The 19,646-nt window shown below is 72.2% G+C and carries 14 protein-coding genes and 1 pseudogene; 7 read left to right on the top strand and 8 right to left on the bottom strand.

Going from position 1 to position 19,646, the window contains the following annotated elements; translation table 11 throughout:
• Positions 1 to 381 precede the first annotated feature (381 nt).
• The 3 genes and pseudogenes from LPA41_RS26540 to LPA41_RS26530 form a co-directional block, all read right to left on the bottom strand.
• Positions 382 to 1,332, bottom strand: a complete 951-nt coding sequence (locus tag LPA41_RS26540; RefSeq protein WP_229073564.1) for a VWA domain-containing protein — start codon at positions 1,330 to 1,332, stop codon at positions 382 to 384.
• Positions 1,329 to 2,348 carry a DUF58 domain-containing protein gene (locus tag LPA41_RS26535; protein ID WP_229073563.1) on the bottom strand — a complete coding sequence of 340 codons (1,020 nt, stop codon included), beginning with the start codon at positions 2,346 to 2,348 and terminating at the stop codon, positions 1,329 to 1,331. The genes LPA41_RS26540 and LPA41_RS26535 overlap by 4 nt, the downstream gene beginning before the upstream one ends.
• A gap of 170 nt (positions 2,349 to 2,518) precedes the next feature.
• Positions 2,519 to 3,577 (bottom strand): annotated as a pseudogene (locus LPA41_RS26530) (AAA family ATPase); the annotation flags it as partial.
• Positions 3,578 to 3,980: 403 nt separating this feature from the next.
• On the opposite strand from LPA41_RS26530, the gene LPA41_RS26525 reads away from it, so the two are divergent.
• The 4 genes from LPA41_RS26525 to LPA41_RS26510 all read left to right on the top strand — a co-directional run bounded on the left by LPA41_RS26525 (position 3,981) and on the right by LPA41_RS26510 (position 7,299).
• On the top strand, positions 3,981 to 4,220 hold the full coding sequence (locus LPA41_RS26525) for a hypothetical protein (protein ID WP_229073562.1): 240 nt from the start codon (positions 3,981 to 3,983) through the stop codon (positions 4,218 to 4,220).
• Positions 4,221 to 4,229: 9 nt separating this feature from the next.
• A complete protein-coding gene (locus tag LPA41_RS26520) occupies positions 4,230 to 4,742 on the top strand; it encodes a PH domain-containing protein (RefSeq protein ID WP_229073560.1) in 513 nt (170 codons plus the stop codon).
• Positions 4,739 to 6,289, top strand: coding sequence for a PH domain-containing protein (locus tag LPA41_RS26515; RefSeq protein ID WP_374238212.1), 1,551 nt, complete (start codon positions 4,739 to 4,741; stop codon positions 6,287 to 6,289). The genes LPA41_RS26520 and LPA41_RS26515 overlap by 4 nt, the downstream gene beginning before the upstream one ends.
• A 71-nt stretch (positions 6,290 to 6,360) precedes the next feature.
• A complete protein-coding gene (locus tag LPA41_RS26510) occupies positions 6,361 to 7,299 on the top strand; it encodes a carbohydrate kinase (protein ID WP_229073556.1) in 939 nt (312 codons plus the stop codon).
• Positions 7,300 to 7,339: 40 nt separating this feature from the next.
• On the opposite strand, the gene LPA41_RS26505 is transcribed toward LPA41_RS26510, so the two are convergent.
• Positions 7,340 to 7,732, bottom strand: coding sequence for a thioesterase family protein (locus tag LPA41_RS26505; RefSeq protein ID WP_229073554.1), 393 nt, complete (start codon positions 7,730 to 7,732; stop codon positions 7,340 to 7,342).
• Between the two features lie 745 nt (positions 7,733 to 8,477).
• On the opposite strand from LPA41_RS26505, the gene LPA41_RS26500 reads away from it, so the two are divergent.
• Positions 8,478 to 9,125 (top strand): superoxide dismutase family protein, encoded by a 648-nt coding sequence (locus LPA41_RS26500; RefSeq protein ID WP_229073552.1) that lies wholly within the window; start codon positions 8,478 to 8,480, stop codon positions 9,123 to 9,125.
• Positions 9,126 to 9,652: 527 nt separating this feature from the next.
• Positions 9,653 to 11,104: an aminopeptidase P family protein gene (locus LPA41_RS26495; RefSeq protein WP_229073551.1), complete on the top strand. Its 1,452-nt coding sequence runs from the start codon at positions 9,653 to 9,655 to the stop codon at positions 11,102 to 11,104.
• Between the two features lie 40 nt (positions 11,105 to 11,144).
• On the opposite strand, the gene LPA41_RS26490 is transcribed toward LPA41_RS26495, so the two are convergent.
• The 3 genes from LPA41_RS26490 to LPA41_RS26480 form a co-directional block, all read right to left on the bottom strand.
• Complete coding sequence (locus LPA41_RS26490) at positions 11,145 to 11,648, bottom strand: hypothetical protein (RefSeq protein ID WP_229073549.1); 504 nt, start codon at positions 11,646 to 11,648, stop codon at positions 11,145 to 11,147.
• Between the two features lie 96 nt (positions 11,649 to 11,744).
• A complete protein-coding gene (pulA, locus tag LPA41_RS26485; protein ID WP_229073548.1) occupies positions 11,745 to 15,005 on the bottom strand; it encodes a pullulanase-type alpha-1,6-glucosidase in 3,261 nt (1,086 codons plus the stop codon).
• A 39-nt stretch (positions 15,006 to 15,044) separates the two neighbouring features.
• Positions 15,045 to 15,434 (bottom strand): hypothetical protein, encoded by a 390-nt coding sequence (locus LPA41_RS26480; RefSeq protein WP_229073547.1) that lies wholly within the window; start codon positions 15,432 to 15,434, stop codon positions 15,045 to 15,047.
• A 203-nt stretch (positions 15,435 to 15,637) separates the two neighbouring features.
• Between LPA41_RS26480 and acnA the strand changes: the two genes are divergently transcribed.
• A complete protein-coding gene (acnA, locus tag LPA41_RS26475) occupies positions 15,638 to 18,424 on the top strand; it encodes an aconitate hydratase AcnA (RefSeq protein ID WP_308036616.1) in 2,787 nt (928 codons plus the stop codon).
• 124 nt (positions 18,425 to 18,548) lie between these two features.
• Here acnA and LPA41_RS42520 read toward each other — a convergent pair whose 3' ends face one another.
• The gene (locus LPA41_RS42520) at positions 18,549 to 19,325 is read right to left on the bottom strand and encodes a tetratricopeptide repeat protein (protein WP_304523800.1); all 777 of its coding nucleotides are present in this window, start codon (positions 19,323 to 19,325) and stop codon (positions 18,549 to 18,551) included.
• Positions 19,326 to 19,646: the final 321 nt, after the last annotated feature.

The raw sequence follows: 19,646 nt of genomic DNA, 5'->3' as shown, positions 1-19,646 counted from the left end.
TGATCGCTGTGCGAGATAGCGATCCTCCTAGTCGCGGCCGGGACGCTCGTCAGCGTTTCTGACCGCTGACCAGACTCTTCCGCCCGCACCCACCGGCCCCGCCGTCTCCTCGGCCCGGCCGGGCCGTCGTGTGCGCCACGACATCGGGTGCCGGGTTCGGCCGCGACGTGACCAGCGCCTCACCCTCGCTCAGTCACCAGCGGAAGTGGTTCAACCATGAAGAACTTCGTCGCGCCCCTCGGTTTCACCCTGCTGTCGGCATGGGTGCTCATGCTCTTCGTGCTCGCGCACAACACCCCGTGACCGCCCGGACCCGGCCGTGGGTTGCCACTGTCATGAACGTTCCCTGACAGCGGCAACCGACGGCCGCCGATCAGGCGATCACGGCAGTCTCGACGTCCACAGCAGGCTCATGCCCGCGCCGATCAGGCCGAGCAGCAGGCCCGCCGCGGCGTACCACTGCGTCACCTCGCGTGGCTCGGTGCGGTGCCCGATCGAGCTGCCCATGTCCTCGTAGACCTGCTTGAGCTCGCTCACCGACGCGGCCTCGTAGAAGTACCCCTTGGTGTTCTCCGCCAGGTCCTGCAACGACAACCGGTCCACCGGCACCCGCTGCACCGAACCCCGGATGTCCACCACACCGGTGTCGGTGCCGAACGCGATCGTGGAGACCGGCACGTTCGCCTGCGATGCCGCGGTCGCCGCGTCCTCGATCGACCGGCCCGACGTGCGGTAACCGTCGGAGAGCAGCACGATCCGGGCCGGCGGCGCACCGTCCGCGCCGTCGGAGGGCACCGAGCGGATGGCGTCCAGCGAGGTGAAGACCGCCTCACCGGTGGCGGTCGCCTCGGCAAGCGTCAGCCCGTCGATGGCCGACACCACGGCCGACCGGTCCTTGGACGGCGGAACCAGCACGTTCGCCGCTTTCGCGAACGAGACCAGACCCAGGTTGTACGAGGCCGGCAGCTCGTTGACGAACGCCTTGGCCGCCTCCTGCGCCGCCTCGATCCGGCTCGGCGCCACGTCGTCGGCCTGCATTGAGAGCGACACGTCGATGGCGAGCATCACCGTCGCCCGCTCCAGCGGCTGCTCCGTGTCGACCGACGGCCGGGCCGTGGCCGCGGCCAGGGCCGCCAGCATCAGCAGGAACGCGCCGGCCGAGACGTGCCGCCGCCAGCCCAGGCCTTTCGGCGCCAGGGTGCGCAGCAGGTCGACGTTGGTGAAACGCATCGCGTAGTTGCGTTTGCGGAACTGCCGCCACACATACGCACCGGCCATCAGCAGCACCGGCAACAGGGTCAGCAGCCACCACGGCTCCAGGAAACGGATCATCGTGTGGTCCCTCGGGTACGGGCGTGGCGCTGAGCGGCCACGAAGCGGACCATGTCGAGCAGCCAGTCGGTGTCGGTGCGCAACCGCAGGTGGGCCGCGCCCGCGGCACGCAGCGCGCGGGCGATCCCGGCGCGCTGCTCCCCGGCCGCCTCCGCGTACCGCCGGCGCAGTTTCGGGTCGGCGGTCTGCACCTCGTGCAGCTCGCCGGTCTCCGGGTCGGCCAGGGTGAGCACCCCGACGTCCGGCAACTCCAGTTCGCGCGGGTCGACCACCTCGATCGCCAGCACGTCGTGCCGGACGCCCAGCTTGCGCAGCGGCCGGGCCCAGCCCTCCACCGGCGCCAGGAAGTCGGAGATCACCACGGCCACGCCGCGCCGGCGCGGCGGCCGGTTCAGCATGTCGATCAGCTCGCCTAGGTCGGCGCGACCGGGCCGGATCGGGGTGCGGGCGATCGCCCGGAGCAGCCCCTGCGCCTCCTTGCGGCCGGGACGCGCCGGCATCCGCACCATCGCCGGGCCCGGCGGGGCGGCCGGCTGCGCCGCCGGCCTGCGCCACCACCGGCCCGGCTTCCGCTCGGGCAGGCCCGGCCCGGTGCCGACCACCGCGCCGACCCGGTTGCCGCCGCGGGCGGTGAGGTGCGTGATCGCGGTCGCCGCGGCCACCACCAGGTCACGTTTGAGCCAGCGCGCGGTGCCGAAGTCCAGGCTGGCCGACAGGTCGATCGCCATCCACGTCTCCAGCTCGCGGTCGGCGACCGTGCGGCGCACGTGCGGCAGCGTGGTGCGGGCGGTGACCGGCCAGTCCATCCGGCGCACGTCGTCGCCCGGCCGGTACTCCCGGGACTCGCCGGCCTCACTGCCCGGCCCGGGCAGCAGGCCGACGTAGTCACCCTGAAGCAGGCCGTCCAGTTTGCGGGTGACGAGGAGCTGAAGCCGGCCGAGGACGGCCTCGGCCCGCGCCGACTCCTCCGGCGCGACGGGCGCCGGGCCCGGACCGGTCACGGCTGGCCGTGCCATCCCTGGCCGCCGGCCTGCGGATAGTGCTGCTGCTGGCGGTTGTCGAACCCACCCGGCTGCTGCTGGTTGTCGAAGGGCCCCGGCTGCTGGCGGTTGTCGAACGCGCCCGGCTGCTGCTGGCGGTTGTCGAACGCGCCGGCCGGGACGCCGCTGGTCGGCGGCAGGCCGCCCGGCACGACGGCCGGGGCACCGTGCCCGTTGGGCGGGACGCCGTGCCCGTTGGCCGGGACGCCGTGGCCGTTCGGCGAGGCGCCCTGGCGGGAGGCGACCGACGGCATCGGGACGGTCTGCATGATCCGGGCGACGATGTGGTCGGCCGGGATGTCGTCGGCGAGCGCGTCGTAGCTCAGCACCAGGCGGTGCCGCAGGATGTCCGGCGCGATGTCCTGCAGGTCCTGCGGCAGGGCGTAGTCGCGGCCGCGGAGCAGCGCCAGCGCCCGGGTGGCCCGGACGATGCCGAGGGAGGCGCGGGGACTGGCGCCGTACTGGATCAGCTGCGCGACGTCCGGCATGCCGTGCTGTGCCGGCGCGCGGGTCGCGAGCACCAGGCGGACCGTGTAGTCGATCAGGGCGTTGTGCACGAAGACCTGGTCGGCGCGCTGCTGGAGGGCGAGCAGGTCGGCCGGGGTGAAGACCTGTTTCGGCTCGGGCGCGCTCACGCCCATCCGGTAGACGATCTCGCGTTCCTCGGTGTCCGTCGGGTAACCCACGACGATCTTCATGAGGAAGCGGTCGCGCTGCGCCTCGGGCAGCGGGTAGACACCCTCCTGCTCGATCGGGTTCTGGGTGGCCATCACCAGGAACGGGTCGGGCACCCGGTGGCTCTTGCCGCCGATCGACACCTGGTGCTCGGCCATCACCTCGAGCAGCGCGGACTGCACCTTGGCGGGCGCGCGGTTGATCTCGTCGGCGAGCAGGAAGTTCACGAAGACCGGACCCAGCTCCACGTCGAACCGCTCGCTCGACTGCCGGTAGATCCGGGTGCCGACGATGTCGGCCGGCACCAGGTCGGGAGTGAACTGGACCCGGGAGAAGGTGCCGCCGACCACCTTGGCCAGGGTTTCCACGGCGAGGGTCTTGGCCACGCCCGGCACACCCTCGAGCAGGCAGTGACCGCGGGCCAGCAGGGCCACGAACATCCGCTCGACCATCCGGTCCTGACCGACGATGACCCGCTTGACCTCGAACATGGCCCGCTCGAGCTGCGACGCGTCCTGCGCCGGGGGCACGAACGACGGCGCCGTTGCCTCCTGCGCCGGGGGCGCCGGCGCAGCGGCGTCGGGATCGGTATCGGTCTCGGGCGTGCTCGGCTGCGCCACCGGTCCTCCACAACGGTCGTGTGCGCCGGCATGGATGCCGACGCTCAAGACTTACACGACAGACAACACCACACGGCTGGGAGGTTCCTAAGAGACCACCGGCGCCTCATCGTCATCATCGCCGCTACCGGTCCGCCCGCGCAGCCCGAGCACCATAGGCCAGATGTGTTGATCTTTCTGCGCGATCCGCCGGATCGGGCACGTTCACCGGGTGGCGGCACGCCCCGCGCAAGCGTGTAGCATTTGCCTCGTCGCCGGGCGGCTTCCCCCGTGGCCGCCCGGCGCTAAAACTCCCTTCCGTAAAGTGCACGGAATGGTCGAGGAACTCTCATCACCTCAGGTGCTGACGCCGCAGTGCTCGGCCAAGGGCTGCCGCGCCGACGCCGTCTGGCAACTGCACTGGAACAATCCGAAACTGCACACCCCGGACCGCCGCAAGACCTGGCTGGCCTGCGCCGATCACCGGAAAAGTCTCGGCGATTTCCTGGACGCGCGCGGATTCCTGCGCGAGGTCACGCCCTTCACGTCGGCATCGGATGCGGTCATCTCCTAGGCTTCAGGTGTGAGCGAGCCGTACCGCACCGCTGTCGATGCCCTGGAGCCGTGGCCCGACACGGTGCAATGGCGCCCCGTCTCGAGCAAGCTGATCGTCGTGGAGCTGATCGGGCTGGCCATCTGGATCGCCGTGCTCGTCGCCGGCCTGGTCGCCGGCTGGCTGATCGGCGGCCAGTCCTTCTGGCCGTGGGTGATCGCCGGGGTGCTGGTGCTCGGCGCCTGGCGCGCGGTGATCGAGGTGCGCGCCGTCCGGGCCTGGGGTTACGCCGAGCGCGACAACGACCTGCTCGTCCGGCACGGCCTGCTGATCCGGCACCTGTCCATCGTGCCGTACGCCCGCATGCAGTACGTCGACGTCACCGCCGGCCCACTGGAGCGCGCGTTCGGTCTGGCCACCGTGCAGCTGCACACCGCCGCGGCGGCCAGCGACGCCCGGGTGCCGGGCCTGCCACCCGACGAGGCGTCCCGGCTGCGCGACCGCCTGACCGCCCTGGGCGAGGACCGGGCCGAGGGCCTGTGACAAGCCCCGGCCTTCCGCCCTCCCTCCCGCCGCCGGGCACCCCGCCCTACCCGGCCCCGCCGCCCTACGCGGGCCCACCACCCGGCACACCGCCCTACGCGGGCCCACCACCCGGCACGCCGCCCTACGCGGGCCCACCACCCGGCACGCCGCCCTACGCGGAGCCACCGCCCGGTTGGGCTCCGGCCGGTCATCCGGCCGGCCCGCCGCCCGGGCACCCGGCGGGCGACCCCGCTGCCGGTCTGAACACCCGGCAGCGGCTGCACCCGCTCAGCCCGCTGCTGAAGGGCGCGAAAAGCCTCGTCGTCATCGTGGCCGCGCTCTCCTGGCAGACGCTCTCCCAGCTCGGACCCACCCACTTCGCCATGGTCGTCGGCGCCCTCGCGATCGCCGTGGTGATTTTCTCGGCGATCGGCTGGTTCAACACCGGCTACCAGGTCATCGGGCGGGAACTGCGGATCGCCGAAGGACTGGTCTGGCGGCGCAACCGGGCCATCCCGCTCGACCGGCTCCAGGCCGTCGAGTTGCGACGGCCGCTGCTGGCCCAGCTCACCGGGCTCGCCGAGCTGCGCCTCGAAGTGGTCGGCGGCGGCAAGACCGAGGCGCCGCTGGCCTACCTCACCGTCCGGGACGCCGCCGAACTGCGGGAACGGCTCCTCGCGCTCTCCGGCCGTACCCCTGCCGCGGTGGCCTCGCCGGAGACCGGCCCGGCGGCCGGGGTCGCCGCCGCACCCGCCGCCCCGGTCCCCCTCTACCGCGTCCGGAACCGCGACCTGCTGATCAGCCAGTTGCTCACGCCGCAGGCGTTCTTCCTGCCCGTCGGTGTCGCCTGGGTGATCACGCAGTTCGCGATGGAGAGTTCCTGGTCGTTCATCGGCATCGCCAGCACGGTGACCGCGATGGCCGGTGTGCTGCTGCAGCCGATCCGCCGGGTCCTCAGCGACTGGAACTTCCAGCTCGGACGCGACCGGGACCGCCGGCTCGTCCTGCACTACGGCCTCGTCGAGACCCGCAACCAGGTGGTGCCGCCGCACCGGGTGCAGACCGTGCGCGTCACGTGGCCGCTGCTCTGGCGCCGGTCCCGCTGGCTGACCCTGCGGCTCGACATCGCCGGTTACAGCGGCCCCGAACCCGGCGAGGACAACAGCTCCGACCGCCTCATGCCGGTCGGCGACCTGCCCACCGCCCGCGGTCTCGTCGCGGCCGTGCTGCCCGGCGTCGACCTGACCACCCTCGCCACCTCGCCGCCCCCGCTGCGGGCACGCTGGCTGCACCCGTTCGGGCTGCGGTTCTACGGCGCCGGACTGACCCCCGACGTCTTCGTCACCCGGCAAGGGCGGATCACCCGGGAGATGAGCCTGGTGCCGTACGCGCGGATGCAGAGCGTCCGGGTCGTGCAGGGCCCGTTGCAGCGCCGGCTGGGGCTGGCGACCGTCTACGCGGACACCGCGGGCGGGCGGTCCGGGGTCGCGCACGACCGTGACCTGGCGGAGGCGTACGCGATCGCCGAGCAGCTGGAGGTGCGGGCCCGGCAGGCGCGCACGTAGCTCTGTCCGGCGGCGGCGATGCCGGCGTGTGGCGTGAGAGGCTGAGCCGGGAGCCGTGGAGGGGAACAGGCATGGGCTACGCGATGGTGATGGGTGAGGCACTTGTCGACCTGCTCGAGGCCGAGGCGGACGGCGAGCAGATCTACCGGCAGGCGATCGGCGGGGCACCGCTCAACGTGGCCGTCGGGGTGGCGCGGCTCGGTGGCGACGTCGAGTACGCGGGCTCCATCAGCGACGACGTGCTCGGCGACCGGATGGCGGCCTTCCTGCGGGACGCCGGGGTGGGGCGCACCGGGGTACGCCGGGTGCCCGTGCCGACCACGCTGGCCGTCACGACGTTCGAGGGCGCCGAGCCGACGTTCACGTTCTACGGCGAACCACCCTCGTACGCCCTGCTCGGCCCCGGTGACCTCGACACCGCGACCGTCGGCGGCGCGTCGGTGCTCTACACCGGCTCCATCTGCCTGCTCCGGGAACCGTTCGTGTCGGCCGCGCGGGCGGCGTGGGGGACGCCCGGCCCGCTGAAGGTGTTCGACCCCAACGTCCGGCCCACGCTGCTGCCCGACGACGCCGCCGTGGCGGCGCTGCGCGGCCTGGTCGAGGAGTTCTTCGCCACCGCCGACCTGGTGAAACTGAGTTCCGCCGACGCGGTGGTGCTCTACGGGGAGGCGGATCCGGCGGCCGCAGCCCAGCGCATCCGCGCCCTCGGCGCCTCCGCCGTCGTCGTGACCTGCGGTTCCCGGGGCGCGTTCGTCGCCTCCGCCGACGGTGCCGCCATGCTCCCGGCGCCGGAGGTCCGGGCCGTCGACGCCACCGGCGCCGGCGACTCGGTGATGGGTGCCCTGATCCGCCGGCTGCTCCAAGACGGCCGGCCGTCCGGGCAGGCGGACTGGGAACGGCACGTACGGTTCGCGCTGGCCGTGGCCGGTCTGGTGTGCGAGCGGCGGGGCGGCGCGACGGCCATGCCCACCGCAGCGGAGCTCACCGGCCGGTGGGGCGCGCTGGTCTGACCGGAGGGGCCGCCCGGTCCGGCCGGAACGGGTGCGCCGGTCAGTCGCCGAAGGCGCGGGCGATGAACTTCTGGCGGTCCAGGATCACCCGCTCGATGCGCACCTCGGCCACCACCGCGTCGCCGTCACGCACCACCACGTCGAAGTGCAGCTTCCGCCCGTCCACCGTGGTCAGCGTCGCCTGCGCCACCACGCGGCGGCCCAACGGGGACGGCGCCCGGTGATCCACTTCGGCCCGGCTGCCCACCGTGGTGACACCCCCGGGGATCTGCCGCGCGGTGGCGGCCACGGTCGCCGCCTCGGCCAGCGCCAGCAGCCGGGGAGTGCCGAGCACCGGCACGTCACCAGATCCGAGGGACTGCGCGGTGTCGGCGTCGGTGACCGTCAACTCGACCCGGGCGCTCATCCCCGGTGTGAACTCCGGAAACTCCATGCGCACAGCTTAAGCCGTGTCTCGTCGATCACGCGGGGCTGCGACGCGGGGCTTGTCCGCCAGGCGGCGTGACGTCGTTGCCACCGGGCGCCGTGGTGCCGCCGGGCGACCTGGAGCCGCCGGGCGACCTGGAGCCGCCGGGCGACCTGGAGCCGCCGGGCGACCTGGAGCCGCCGGGCGACCTGGTGCCGGGCTGCCGCCGGGCGACCTGGTGCCGGGCTGCCGCCGGGCGACCTGGTGCCGGGCGGCGTGGGGTCGCCTGCCACCGGGCGGCGTGGGGTCGCCTGCCCTCGGCCGCTGTTGCCGTCCCTGGTGCCGTGGTCGGCCTGCGGAGTCCGCGCAACGGTGTTGATCTGCTAGCGATGCGAAATCGCGGTTTCGACCCCTTGATCACAGCGATTTCGTAGCGCCAGCAGATCAACATCTCGAATCCGGCGCGGCCGGGAGCCAGAACCGGGGAGCTGGGGCCAGAACCGGGATCGCTGCGCGGGGGTATCGGCTGGACGGCGATCGCGGCGCGGCGACAAAGCCGGCAACGCGGCCGGGAAACGGCACGCGGCCGGCAGACGGCACGCGGCCGGGAAACGGCACGCGGCCGGCAGACGGAACGCGGCCGGGAAACGGCACGCGGCCGGGAAACGGCACGCGGCCGGGAGACTGCAACGCGGCCAGGTGTCGACGGCGCATTTCGGACTTACAGGGATGAGCTGGGCAGTTATATGGGTGATTTTGGGACAATTCGGGGATGAAGCTACGAGTTGCGATTCTGGCGGCACCGCTGGTGCTGGGTGCGTGCAGCAGTGCGATGGCGGTTCCGGCCGGTGGGCCGAGCACGGCCGCGGTTCCGGACACCGCGCCGGCGCTGGTGCCCGCGCCGATCAGTTCGGGGACGTTCCGCGGATGGAGTGAGGGTGCCACAGCCGTCACGTACGACACTGCCGCTGTGCCGGCCGGCGCCACTGCCGAGGTCGCCGTCACGGACAGCGGCAACGGGGTACGGGTGCGGGTGACAGCCGGTGGGCTGGTGCCGGGCCGGGCCTACGGTGCGCACCTGCACGCCAATCCGTGCACAGCGGACCCGGCCGAGGCGGGACCGCACTACCAGCACCGGGTGGACCCGGCGGCCAGGCCGGGGAAGCCGTCGGTGGATCCGGCGTACGCGAACCCGAAGAACGAGATCTGGCTGGACTTCGTGGCCGGTGCGGACGGGTCCGGCACCACGACGAGTGTGCAGAGCTGGCGGCTCGACCCGCAGCGGCCGCCGTGGTCGCTGGTGCTGCACGCGCAGCACACGAACACCGAGCACGGCGAAGCCGGCACGGCGGGGGCACGGCTGGCGTGCCTCACGCGGGATCCGATCCCGGCGTACGCGAGCAGCCCCGGCCGCGGCTGACCCGGCTGCCGTTCCGGCGGGGCGGGGCCGACCGGCCCCGTCCCACCCGCACCTCTTTGATCGTCCCAGTCGGGGAGGCCGAGCCAAGGTGCCGGCGCCTGCGACGCGGTCCCCGTCAACCCCTGCCCCTCGCGTTCTGGTCCCGGTGGCGCCGGAGTCGAGAAGTTGATCTGCTAGCGCTACGAAATCGCTGTGATCAAGGGGTCAAGACAGCGATTTCGTAGCGCTAGCAGATCAACAACGGCCGCGCCGGCGCACCGCAGTAGGTCGCCGCCGGTCATGCGCAGGCCGTGCCGAGGGCGCGGGCGCAAGCACGGCCGAGAGCGCAAGCACGGCCGAGGGTGAGAAAGGCCGCGCCGCGGGCGGCTCGCCGGGTGCCGCCATGCCATTGGGGGCGGGACTGCCGGTTCCCTCCGACGGCCGCGAGGACGCGATTGCTCGTACATCTCGGGGAAGCACCAACCGCGCCTGCCGCGCCCACCGCTGGGGTTGTACCGTCGAGCCAGCGAGAACGGAGGCTTTCCCTGATGGCCGAGCAAGCCAAGACGGAGTCGCACGACCCGGACTTTCCGGAGGCGTTTCTGCAGTTCATGCGCAGTGGCTGGCGGGAGGATCCGCTTGCGGTGACGCCGCTGCCCGAGGTGCCGAACTACGCGAAACGGCGCGCGGTGCTCTCCGAGGCGTTCCCGGGCGAGACTCTCATCATCCCCAGCGGCAACGAAAAGGTGCGGGCCAACGACACCGACTACCCGTTCCGGCCGGGCAGCGACTTCTTCTACCTGACCGGTGACCGTGACCCGGACAGTGTGCTGGTGCTGCTGCCGACCGGTGCCGGGCATGACGCGGTCCTGTTCACCCGGGAACGCAACTCCAAGGAGACCGACCGGTTCTTCCGGGACCGCAACGGTGAGCTTTGGATCGGCCGCACCCACACCCTCGGCGAGAAGTCGGCCGAGCTGGGCCTGGAGACCGCCTCGCTGGGCGCGCTCGGCCCGGTGTTGGCCGGTTCGGCGCCGGGGCGGACCCGGGTGCTCCGCGGCTTCGACGTGAACGTGGACCGGGCGGTGCTCGCCTACGAGCCCGACCGCAGTGCGCCGCGCGAACGCGAGCTGGCCTGGGTGATCTCCGAGATGAAGCTGGTCAAGGACGAGTGGGAGATCGCCCAGCTGCAGGCGGCGATCGACGCCACAGTCCGCGGCTTCGAGGACGTGGCACGGGTGCTGCCGGCGGACCGGTCCGTCAAGGAGCGGCTGCTGGAGGGCGTCTTCGGGCTGCGGGCGCGGCACGACGGCAACGACGTGGGTTACAGCTCGATCGTCGGTTCCGGGCCGCACGCGACGATCCTGCACTGGGTGCGCAACACCGGTGTCACCACGCCCGGTGAGCTGCTGCTGATGGACATGGGTGTGGAGGGCGACAACCTCTACACCGCCGACGTGACCCGGACCGTGCCGGTGAACGGCACGTTCACCCCGCTGCAGCGCCAGGTCTACGACATCGTGCACGCGTCGCAGCAGGCCGGCATGGACGCGATCCGGCCCGGCGTGAAGTTCAAGGACATCCACCGCACGTGCATGCACGTGCTCGCCGAGGGCCTGCACGACCTGGGCCTGCTGCCGGTGAGCGTGGACGAGGCGATGAGCGAGAACAGCACCGTCTACCGCCGGTGGACGCTGCACGGCTTCGGCCACATGCTCGGCATCGACGTCCACGACTGTTCGAACGCGCGCGGGCAGAACTACCGCGACGGAGAGCTGAAGGAGGGGTACGTGCTGACGGTCGAGCCCGGCCTCTACTTCCAGCCCGAGGACGACCTCGTCCCCGCCGAGCTGCGCGGCGTCGGTGTCCGCATCGAGGACGACGTGGTCGTCACGGCGGACGGCTGCCGGAACCTGTCGGACGGGCTGCCGCGCACGTCCGCCGAGGTGGAGACGTGGCTGGCGGCGCAGCGCGAGGCCGGGCCGCGGCTGCCGGGCTGATCGGCGCGGGGTCCGGCCCCGCGGGCCGGACCCTGGGCTGTCAGGCCAGGTAACCGGAGACGATCCAGCACTCGGCGCCGTCGGCCGTGTCCGTGACGTTGATCGTCACCTTGACCGGATGCCCGTCGGTGGCGTCGAACTCCGTCGCCACCTCGGCGCCGTCCTCGCTGGCGGTCGCGGCCATCGCGACGAGTTCGCCGAGGGTCGGCACCTCGATCTCCTCGCCCTCCTGACCGGTGACCGGGCCGAGGTCCACTTCGGCCGACGCCGCCGGCGCCCCCGACGGCGCACCGGTCCGCTCGGCCGCCGTCACGGCGCCACCGGAGACCGTGACCTGGTAACTGCCCAGCGGGGCGGCCGGGTCGCAGCCGCGGGTAAGCAGGTAGGAGTAAGAGGCGGGTTCGGTCCACGGCGGCCCACTGGTGACCGGCGCCGCGGACGAGGACTGCGCCGGATCCGTGAACGCGGGCTTCTCCGGTTCGGACGTGCATCCGCCGGCCAGACCCACCAGGACCAACGCGCACAGGGCACGCTCGAGCCGCACCACGACCTCCGCTCCGCGGCCACCGACCGTCGGTACGCCGTCGCGGCCGCAATCTAACCCATCGCCGCCACCCACCGGCGCGGCGGGCGCGGAGCGTCAGGGAAGGTCGCTGACGAAGACGGCGACCGACCGGGCCGGCACGACCAGGGTGCCGCCGTCGGCGGTGGCGGTCCGCAGCACCGGATCCACCGACCCGGTCAGCTCGGGGTGCGGGTGCAGCGGCGGCAGGCCGGGGACCCGCTGCTCGGTCGCGGTCTCGGTGGCGTTGAAGACGACCACGACGGAACGCACGTGCGGGTCCAGGCCGGTCGCGTCCAGGCACATCACGATCACGCCGGGCGTCTCGTCGGGGCCGCCCAGCGGGAAGGTCAGGCGCCGCTGCACCTCGTCCGCGGTGGGCAGCCCGAAGACGGGTGACGACTGCCGGATCCGGAGCAGTTCGCGGTAGCGCTCGGCGGCCAGGTCCATCACGTCCGCGGGCGGGATCAGGTGCGGCACGGACAGCAACGGCCGCGAGAAATCCCATTTGTCGCCGTTGTCTTCCCAGGGCGGCAGTCCGGCGCCGAAGCCGTTGCCGAGCGCCGGATCCCACCGGATCTGGTTGAACCAGTCGCCGGAGTTGTACGAGTTCCGATCCAGCGACTTGGACCGCAGCCGCTCGGTGCCCAGCGCCACGAACCCGGCGCCCTGACTCAGCACCACCACCGCCAGCGCCAGCACCTGCATCCGGGCACGGTCGACCGGCGGTGTGCCGACCGGCAGCTTGAACGCCATCGCGTCGTACAGGATCTCGTTGTCGTGGGCGTCGACGTAGTTGATCGCCTCGCCCGGGTCGTGCGCGTACCCGCTGGGTGAGCCGTTGTAGTCGATCTGCGCGCCGCTGCGCTCGACCCCGTCGTGGTTGACGAAGCGGTAGGTCGCGAGCGCGCCGGACAGGCCCACCTTGATCCGGTCGTGCAGCCACAGCGGGATACCCGAGCCGAGTCCGGTGGCGAAGCCCCGCACCCCGGGGTCGTCGCCGAACGAGCCGCCACCGCGGACGGCGTCGCGCAGCCGGTCGTTGAACGTGCCCACCCCGGTGCCGGCCATGTTGACCTGGGTGGCCTGGGCGAACCGGGCGTCGTACGCCACCTCGCCGAAGTTCCACCCCTCGCCGTAGAGGCAGATGTCGCGCCCGTCGTCGCCGAGCCGGTCCAGGGCGATCCGCGCCTCCAGGATGTTGGCGCGCGGGTGATGGCCCATCAGGTCGAAGCGGAAGCCGTCGATCCGGTACTCCCGGGCCCAGGTGACGAGCGAGTCGATGACCAGTTTGCTCATCATCATGTGCTCGGTCGCGGTGTTCGGGCAGCAGGTGGACTCGGCGGTGCTGCCGTCCGCGAGCAGCCGGTGGTAGTAGCCGGGGACGATCCGGTCGAGGACGCTGAACCGGTCGAGGCCGTCGCCCATGGTGTGGTTGTAGACGACGTCGAGGACCACCCGCAGCCCGGCCGCGTTCAGGGCGGCCACCGCCGCGCGCAGCTCCCGGATCCGCGCGGAGCCGGCCGGGTCGGTGGCGTAACCGCCCTCCGGCGCCGTCCAGTGCCACGGGTCGTACCCCCAGTTGTAGCCGTCCCGGTCGGCGATCTCCGCGACGGCTCTCTGCTGCTCCGGGGAGTCCGGCGGGAACGACGCCAGGTCGCACGCCGGCACCGCCTGGTCGGCGCGCCGGTCCGGGATCGAGGCGAAGTCGTTGACGGGCAGCAGGTGCACGTGCGTCAGCCCGGCGTCGGACAGGGACCGCAGGTGGCGCATGCCGTCCGAGCCGGACCGGGTGAACGCCAGGTAGGTGCCGCGCTCCTCGGCCGGCACCGACGCGTCGGCGATCGAGAAGTCCCGGACCGACACCTCGGTGATCTGCATCCGGGCGGGTGCGACAGCGGGCGGCTTGACCAGGGCGTCCCAGCCGGGCGGGCAGAGTTCCGGGTCGGCGAGGTCGACCAGCTGACTGTGGGTGGAGTCGGTGGCGAGCGACACCGAGTACGGGTCGGTCACGCTCGTCGTCACCACCCGCTGGGCGGCGGGGTGCCACACCTCCACCCGGTACCGGTAGTAGCGGCCCAGCCACTTGCGCCTGCCGGTCAGCGACCAGATCCCGGTCACCGGGTCCCGGTCCATCGGCAGCACCCGGGGTTCCTCACCGGGCTCGCGGAACAGTTCCAGCCGCAGGTCACGGGCGGTCGGCGCCCAGACGGCGAGCTGCGGCCGGTCCTCGTCGTCGAAGGTGAGGCCGAGCTCGGCGTCGGCGGCGTCCGCGTACAGGTCGTCGAGGACCCCGGCGAGCTGCACCGCGGTCAGCGCCACGACCGCGCCGTCCGCGTCCCGCCCGGCCACCAGCAGCTGGCCGCGCAGCAGGTCACCGAGGGCGGTGTCGCCGAGTTCGCGGACGGCGAAGGCACGGTAGGCGCGCAGGTGCGGGAAGCGGCGGCTCTGCGCCTGGAACAGACCACCGGGACGGGGTACGAGTGACAGCTCCTGGTCCTCGCCGGCGAGCTCGTCACCGGTGCGGCTCAGGCCACCGCCGGCCGACGCGACAAGGGTGAACGTGACGGCACGGGCCGCGAACCACTCGGGCAGCGCGACGGTGCCCCGGTCGACGAAGACGGCGTAGGACCGGGCCGGGTCGAGTTCCGGGCCGAGGGTGCCGAGGTCGGGGCGGACCGGCGCGGCCACCCCGGCGAGCAGCCACACCTCGCGGGCGGCGGTCAGGTCGAGGCGCTGGTCGTCGGGGAGGTCCTTGACCTCGCCGCGGTGCAGGACGAACCGCAGGCCCACGGCGTCCGGGTGCAGCGGCACCTCGAAGACGGCTCCCCAGGCGTCGAAGCGGGACGGCCGCAGCGGCGTACCCCATCGGGTCCGCTCCTGCCGCGGGACGCCCTCCCAGCAGTGCAGGCCCCACCCGGCGTAGTCGCCGTCGGGTCGCCGGTAGTGGACGACGGCGACGCCGGGGGCCGGGGTGCCGCCACCGGACGGCGCCTGCTTGCCGACCCGGCGGTCGTTGGCCTCCAGCCAGATCTCGGACGTCTGCGTGACGTCGACCCAGCGGTCGATCTCCACGTCCTTGGCGCCGTGCCGGTGCACGACCAGGAAGCCGACCTCCCGGGCATCCGCCGGCAACCGGACCCAGGCGAAGCGGCCGTGCTCGTCCTCGCCGGCGAACGGCACCCCGTCGGGGTAGACGAGCGCGTCGGCGACGTCGCCCCAGGCGTGCAGGGACCAGTCGGCGTAGTCCCCGTCGGGGCGGTGATAGTGCACGATGAGCCATTGCGGACGAGTCCGGCTCTGTGGCGGGGCGGTCGCAGTGATCTCGATCGTCGTCACCGGACCATGGTCGCACCGATTCGCCGGCGCGTGTCGCCTTCAGCGGGTCGCGATCACCGTTGTGATCAACGGGCCGTCGGCGTCGGAGCGGATCAGGTAGCGGTACCGCTCCCCCGGCACCGCCGCGCCCTCACCGTCCAGGTACTCCCACTCGACCGCGACGAGCGTCAGCGCCGCGGAGAGTCGCTGCACGTCGAGCAGGTTGGCGTGCGCGGCGACGATCCGGTGCTCCCGGTACGCGGGGGCGGCACCCAGGAAGGAGAGCGCCACCGCCGCCGGCGAACTGAACGTGAAGCTGTACGAATCCGACACGACCAGCCCGGGCAGCGCGTGGCAGCGGGCGATCGCCGCGACATCGCCCGTCGTGAGCGCCGTTCCGTAGCGCCCGAAGAAGTCGGTCAGCTCGTCCGTCGGTGCCGGTGCGGTCATGCGGGCGCGTATGCCCGTCTATCGACCGCCCCAAACCCGCCGATCGCTGGGAGGATCGAGCGGGAGAACCGACCCCGGACCCCGCCTTGCGATGTCTAGCAAGACGGACGTACGGTTTAACAGAGACATGAACCGAGAGTTAGGCCTACCTAACCCGAAGGTCGCCCTTTCGGTGCGAAAGACTTGACTTCCAGTCGCTGGGTGTGAAGGAGATGACGGTGGCCAGCCTCGACACCTTTGGTGCGAAGAGCGAGCTTCGCGTCGGAGACGCGAGCTACGAGATTTTCACGATCGACAAGGTGAAGGGGCACGATCGCCTGCCCTACTCCTTGAAGATCCTCCTGGAGAACCTGCTGCGCACTGAGGACGGCGCGAACATCACCGCCGACCACATCAACGCGCTCGGCAGCTGGGACCAGAACGCCGACCCGAGTGTCGAGATCCAGTTCACCCCGGCACGGGTGCTGATGCAGGACTTCACCGGCGTGCCCTGCGTGGTCGACCTCGCCACGATGCGGGAGGCCGTCAAGGACCTGGGCGGCGACGCCACCAAGGTCAACCCGCTGGCGCCGGCCGAGCTGGTCATCGACCACTCCGTCATCGCCGACCTGTTCGGCCGCGCGGACGCGTTCCAGCGCAACGTCGAGCTGGAGTACCAGCGCAACCGCGAGCGCTACCAGTTCCTGCGCTGGGGCCAGACCGCGTTCAACGAGTTCAAGGTCGTCCCGCCCGGCACCGGCATCGTGCACCAGGTCAACATCGAGTACCTGGCCCGCACGATCATGGAGCGCAACGGCCAGGCGTACCCGGACACCGTCGTCGGCACCGACTCGCACACCACCATGGTCAACGGCCTGGGTGTGCTGGGCTGGGGCGTCGGCGGCATCGAGGCCGAGGCCGCGATGCTCGGCCAGCCGGTCAGCATGCTGATCCCGCGGGTCGTCGGCTTCAAGCTCTACGGCGAGGCCCCGGCCGGCACCACCGCGACCGACCTCGTCCTCACGATCACCGAGATGCTGCGCAAGCACGGCGTGGTCAGCAAGTTCGTCGAGTTCTACGGCCCCGGCGTGAGCGCCGTGCCGCTGGCGAACCGGGCCACCATCGGCAACATGTCGCCGGAGTACGGCTCGACCGTCGCGATCTTCCCGATCGACGAGCAGACCATCGAGTACCTCAAGCTGACCGGCCGCTCCGAGCAGCAGGTCGCGCTCGTCGAGGCGTACGCGAAGCGGCAGGGCCTCTGGCTCGACCCGAACGCCGAGCCGGACTACTCGGAGAAGCTCGAGCTCGACCTGTCGACGATCGTCCCGTCGCTCGCCGGCCCGAAGCGCCCGCAGGACCGGGTCCTGCTCTCCGAGGCCAAGCCCGCGTTCCGCGACGCCCTGGGCAACTACGTCCAGGACGAGGGCCCGGCGGACGAGGCCAGCCAGGAGTCCTTCCCGGCCAGCGACCCGCCCGCCAACCACACGGACTCCGAGGCCGACAAGCCGCACCTTTTCTCCGCCGCTCTCGGCTCGACCGGCCGGGTCTCCAAGCCCGTCCGGGTCAAGGGCGACGACGGCGTGGAGTACGAGCTCGACCACGGCGCCGTCGTCATCGCCGCCATCACGTCCTGCACCAACACCTCGAACCCGCAGGTCATGATCGGTGCGGCGCTGCTCGCCAAGAAGGCCGTCGAGAAGGGCCTGACCCGCAAGCCGTGGGTCAAGACCACCCTGGCGCCCGGCTCCAAGGTTGTCTCCGACTACTACGACCGGTCCGGCCTCACGCCGTACCTGGACAAGATCGGCTTCAACCTGGTCGGCTACGGCTGCACCACCTGCATCGGCAACTCCGGGCCGCTGCCCGAGGAGGTCTCGGCCGCGATCAACGAGGCCGACCTGACCGCGGTCTCCGTCCTCTCCGGCAACCGGAACTTCGAGGGCCGGATCAACCCGGACGTCAAGATGAACTACCTGGCGTCCCCGCCGCTGGTCGTGGCGTACGCCCTGGCCGGCTCGATGGACATCGACATCACCACCGAGCCGCTGGGCACCGGCTCGGACGGCAAGCCGGTCTACCTCAACGACATCTGGCCGTCCGCGCAGGAGATCGACGAGGTCATCGCGTCGGCCATCGGCGCCGAGGGCTTCAGCACCGCCTACCAGGACGTCTTCGCCGGCGACGAGCAGTGGCAGTCACTGCCCACCCCGACCGGTGACACCTTCGCGTGGGCGGAGGACTCCACCTACGTGCGGAAGCCCCCGTACTTCGAGGGCATGGCCGCCGACCCCACCCCGGTGCAGGACATCGCCGGCGCCCGGGTGCTGGCGAAGCTGGGCGACTCGGTCACCACCGACCACATCTCGCCGGCCAGCTCCATCAAGGCCGACTCGCCCGCCGGCAAGTACCTCGCCGAGCACGGCGTCCCGCGCGCCGAGTTCAACAGCTACGGCTCGCGCCGCGGCAACCACGAGGTCATGATCCGTGGCACGTTCGCGAACATCCGGCTCCGCAACCAGCTGGTGCCGGGCGTCGAGGGCGGGTTCACGGTCAACCACCTGACCGGCGAGCAGACCACCATCTACGACGCCTCGGTCGCGTACCAGGAGGCCGGCATCCCGCTGGTCATCCTCGCGGGCAAGGAGTACGGTTCCGGCTCCTCGCGTGACTGGGCCGCCAAGGGCACCATGCTCCTCGGTGTCCGCGCCGTCATCGCCGAGAGCTACGAGCGCATCCACCGCTCCAACCTGATCGGCATGGGCGTGCTGCCGCTGCAGTTCCCGCAGGGGCAGAACGCCGAGTCGCTGGGCCTCACCGGCACCGAGACCTTCTCGTTCTCCGGTGTCACCGAGCTCAACGACGGCACCACCCCGCGCACGGTGAAGGTCACCACGGACACCGGCGTCGAGTTCGACGCCGTCGTCCGGATCGACACCCCCGGCGAGGCGGACTACTACCGCAACGGCGGCATCCTGCAGTACGTGCTCCGCAAGATGCTCCGCAGCTGACCCTGTTCCTCGGCGCGTCGCGCTCCCCGGAAGCCCCGTCTCATCGTGAGGCGGGGCTTCCGCGTTCCGCCCCGTCTTCCGCCCCGTCTCACCGTGAAGCGGGGCTTCCGCGTTCCGCCCCGTCTCACCGTGAAGCGGGGCTTCCGCGTTCCGCCTCGTCCGCCGCGGCGTGCGCCTCCTGTTCCCGGCCCACCCGCTCCAGGAAGACGGCGTGCCGTCGCAGCGCGCCGGCCAGCCGCTCCTGCGCGGTACGCCGCCGGTGCGCCACACACTCCGCACTGAACTCCACCGCGTCCGCCCAGCGGCCCAGCTCCGACAACCGGTCGGCGTGCTCGCTCAGCGACTGCCCGAGCCGCTGGTCGACCCCCGGGTCCCGCTCCGCCAGCTCCCGCCACATCGCCAGCGCCCGCTCACTGATCACCACGGCGTCGCTGTGCTCACCGGCCTCGGCCAGCGCGTTCGCCAGATCCGACAGCGCCCCCGCCAGGACCGGCTCCGGCACCGCCCCCACGATCGCCGTCGCGTCCCGCTCCGCCTCCAGCGCCTCCGTCAACCGGCCCGCCTCCACCAGCCGGTTCGCCAGCGTCACCAGCGCCGTCGCGAGCTGCTGGGCCCGCTCCGGCTCCGCCCACGCCAAGCCGGCGGCCTCCTCGGCCAGGCGCAGCGCCTCCGGATGCCGGCCCAGCGCGGCCAGATGCGCGGACTGGCTGCCCAGCGCGCGCACCAGCACCGGCTCCGCCGCACGCACCCCCTCGGCCGTCAGCGCCCGCAACGCCCGCACCGCCTCGTCACCGCGCGCGGCCGCCCGCGCCGGGTCACCACCCCGGAACGCGCGCGCCGCATCGTCGACCGCCTCCGCGGCCCGCCCGAGCGCGCCGCCTGTCTGCCGCAGTTTCTGCATCCAGCCCACACCCGGAATCTAAGAACACCGATCAACTCCGCGCCAACCGGGTGCCCCCGACCGCCGCACCCGATCGCCGTCCAGCCGTCCCCGCCCACGCGTCAACCCGGTCTGCCTCCCGCCCCGGGCGCCGCCCGACACGCCGCCCACGGCGAGAATCGGCGCGTTCCCCACCGCCGTGCGCATGTTGATCTGCTAGTACGGCAGCCGCCGTTCGTGAGGTGACCTCGGATCCCGCGGGAACGAGGACGGCCACCGCATGATCGTCTGTGCGTTGTGGACACAACATCAGACCTTGCGGTGGCCGAGAGCCACAGCGTA

It is taken from the genome of Actinoplanes sp. DH11, from assembly GCF_020873875.1.
Lineage (GTDB): Bacteria > Actinomycetota > Actinomycetes > Mycobacteriales > Micromonosporaceae > Actinoplanes.
This window is presented reverse-complemented; position numbering and strand designations above follow the sequence as displayed.

Coding starts and splice junctions, on each gene's coding strand:
- LPA41_RS26535 (WP_229073563.1), bottom strand. CDS start 2,348: ATGGCACGGCCAGCCGTGACCGGTCCGGGCCCGGCGCCCGTCGCGCCG.
- LPA41_RS26495 (WP_229073551.1), top strand. CDS start 9,653: ATGGCCGAGCAAGCCAAGACGGAGTCGCACGACCCGGACTTTCCGGAG.
- LPA41_RS26500 (WP_229073552.1), top strand. CDS start 8,478: ATGAAGCTACGAGTTGCGATTCTGGCGGCACCGCTGGTGCTGGGTGCG.
- LPA41_RS42520 (WP_304523800.1), bottom strand. CDS start 19,325: ATGCAGAAACTGCGGCAGACAGGCGGCGCGCTCGGGCGGGCCGCGGAG.
- LPA41_RS26510 (WP_229073556.1), top strand. CDS start 6,361: ATGGGCTACGCGATGGTGATGGGTGAGGCACTTGTCGACCTGCTCGAG.
- LPA41_RS26540 (WP_229073564.1), bottom strand. CDS start 1,332: ATGATCCGTTTCCTGGAGCCGTGGTGGCTGCTGACCCTGTTGCCGGTG.
- LPA41_RS26525 (WP_229073562.1), top strand. CDS start 3,981: ATGGTCGAGGAACTCTCATCACCTCAGGTGCTGACGCCGCAGTGCTCG.
- LPA41_RS26480 (WP_229073547.1), bottom strand. CDS start 15,434: ATGACCGCACCGGCACCGACGGACGAGCTGACCGACTTCTTCGGGCGC.
- LPA41_RS26505 (WP_229073554.1), bottom strand. CDS start 7,732: ATGGAGTTTCCGGAGTTCACACCGGGGATGAGCGCCCGGGTCGAGTTG.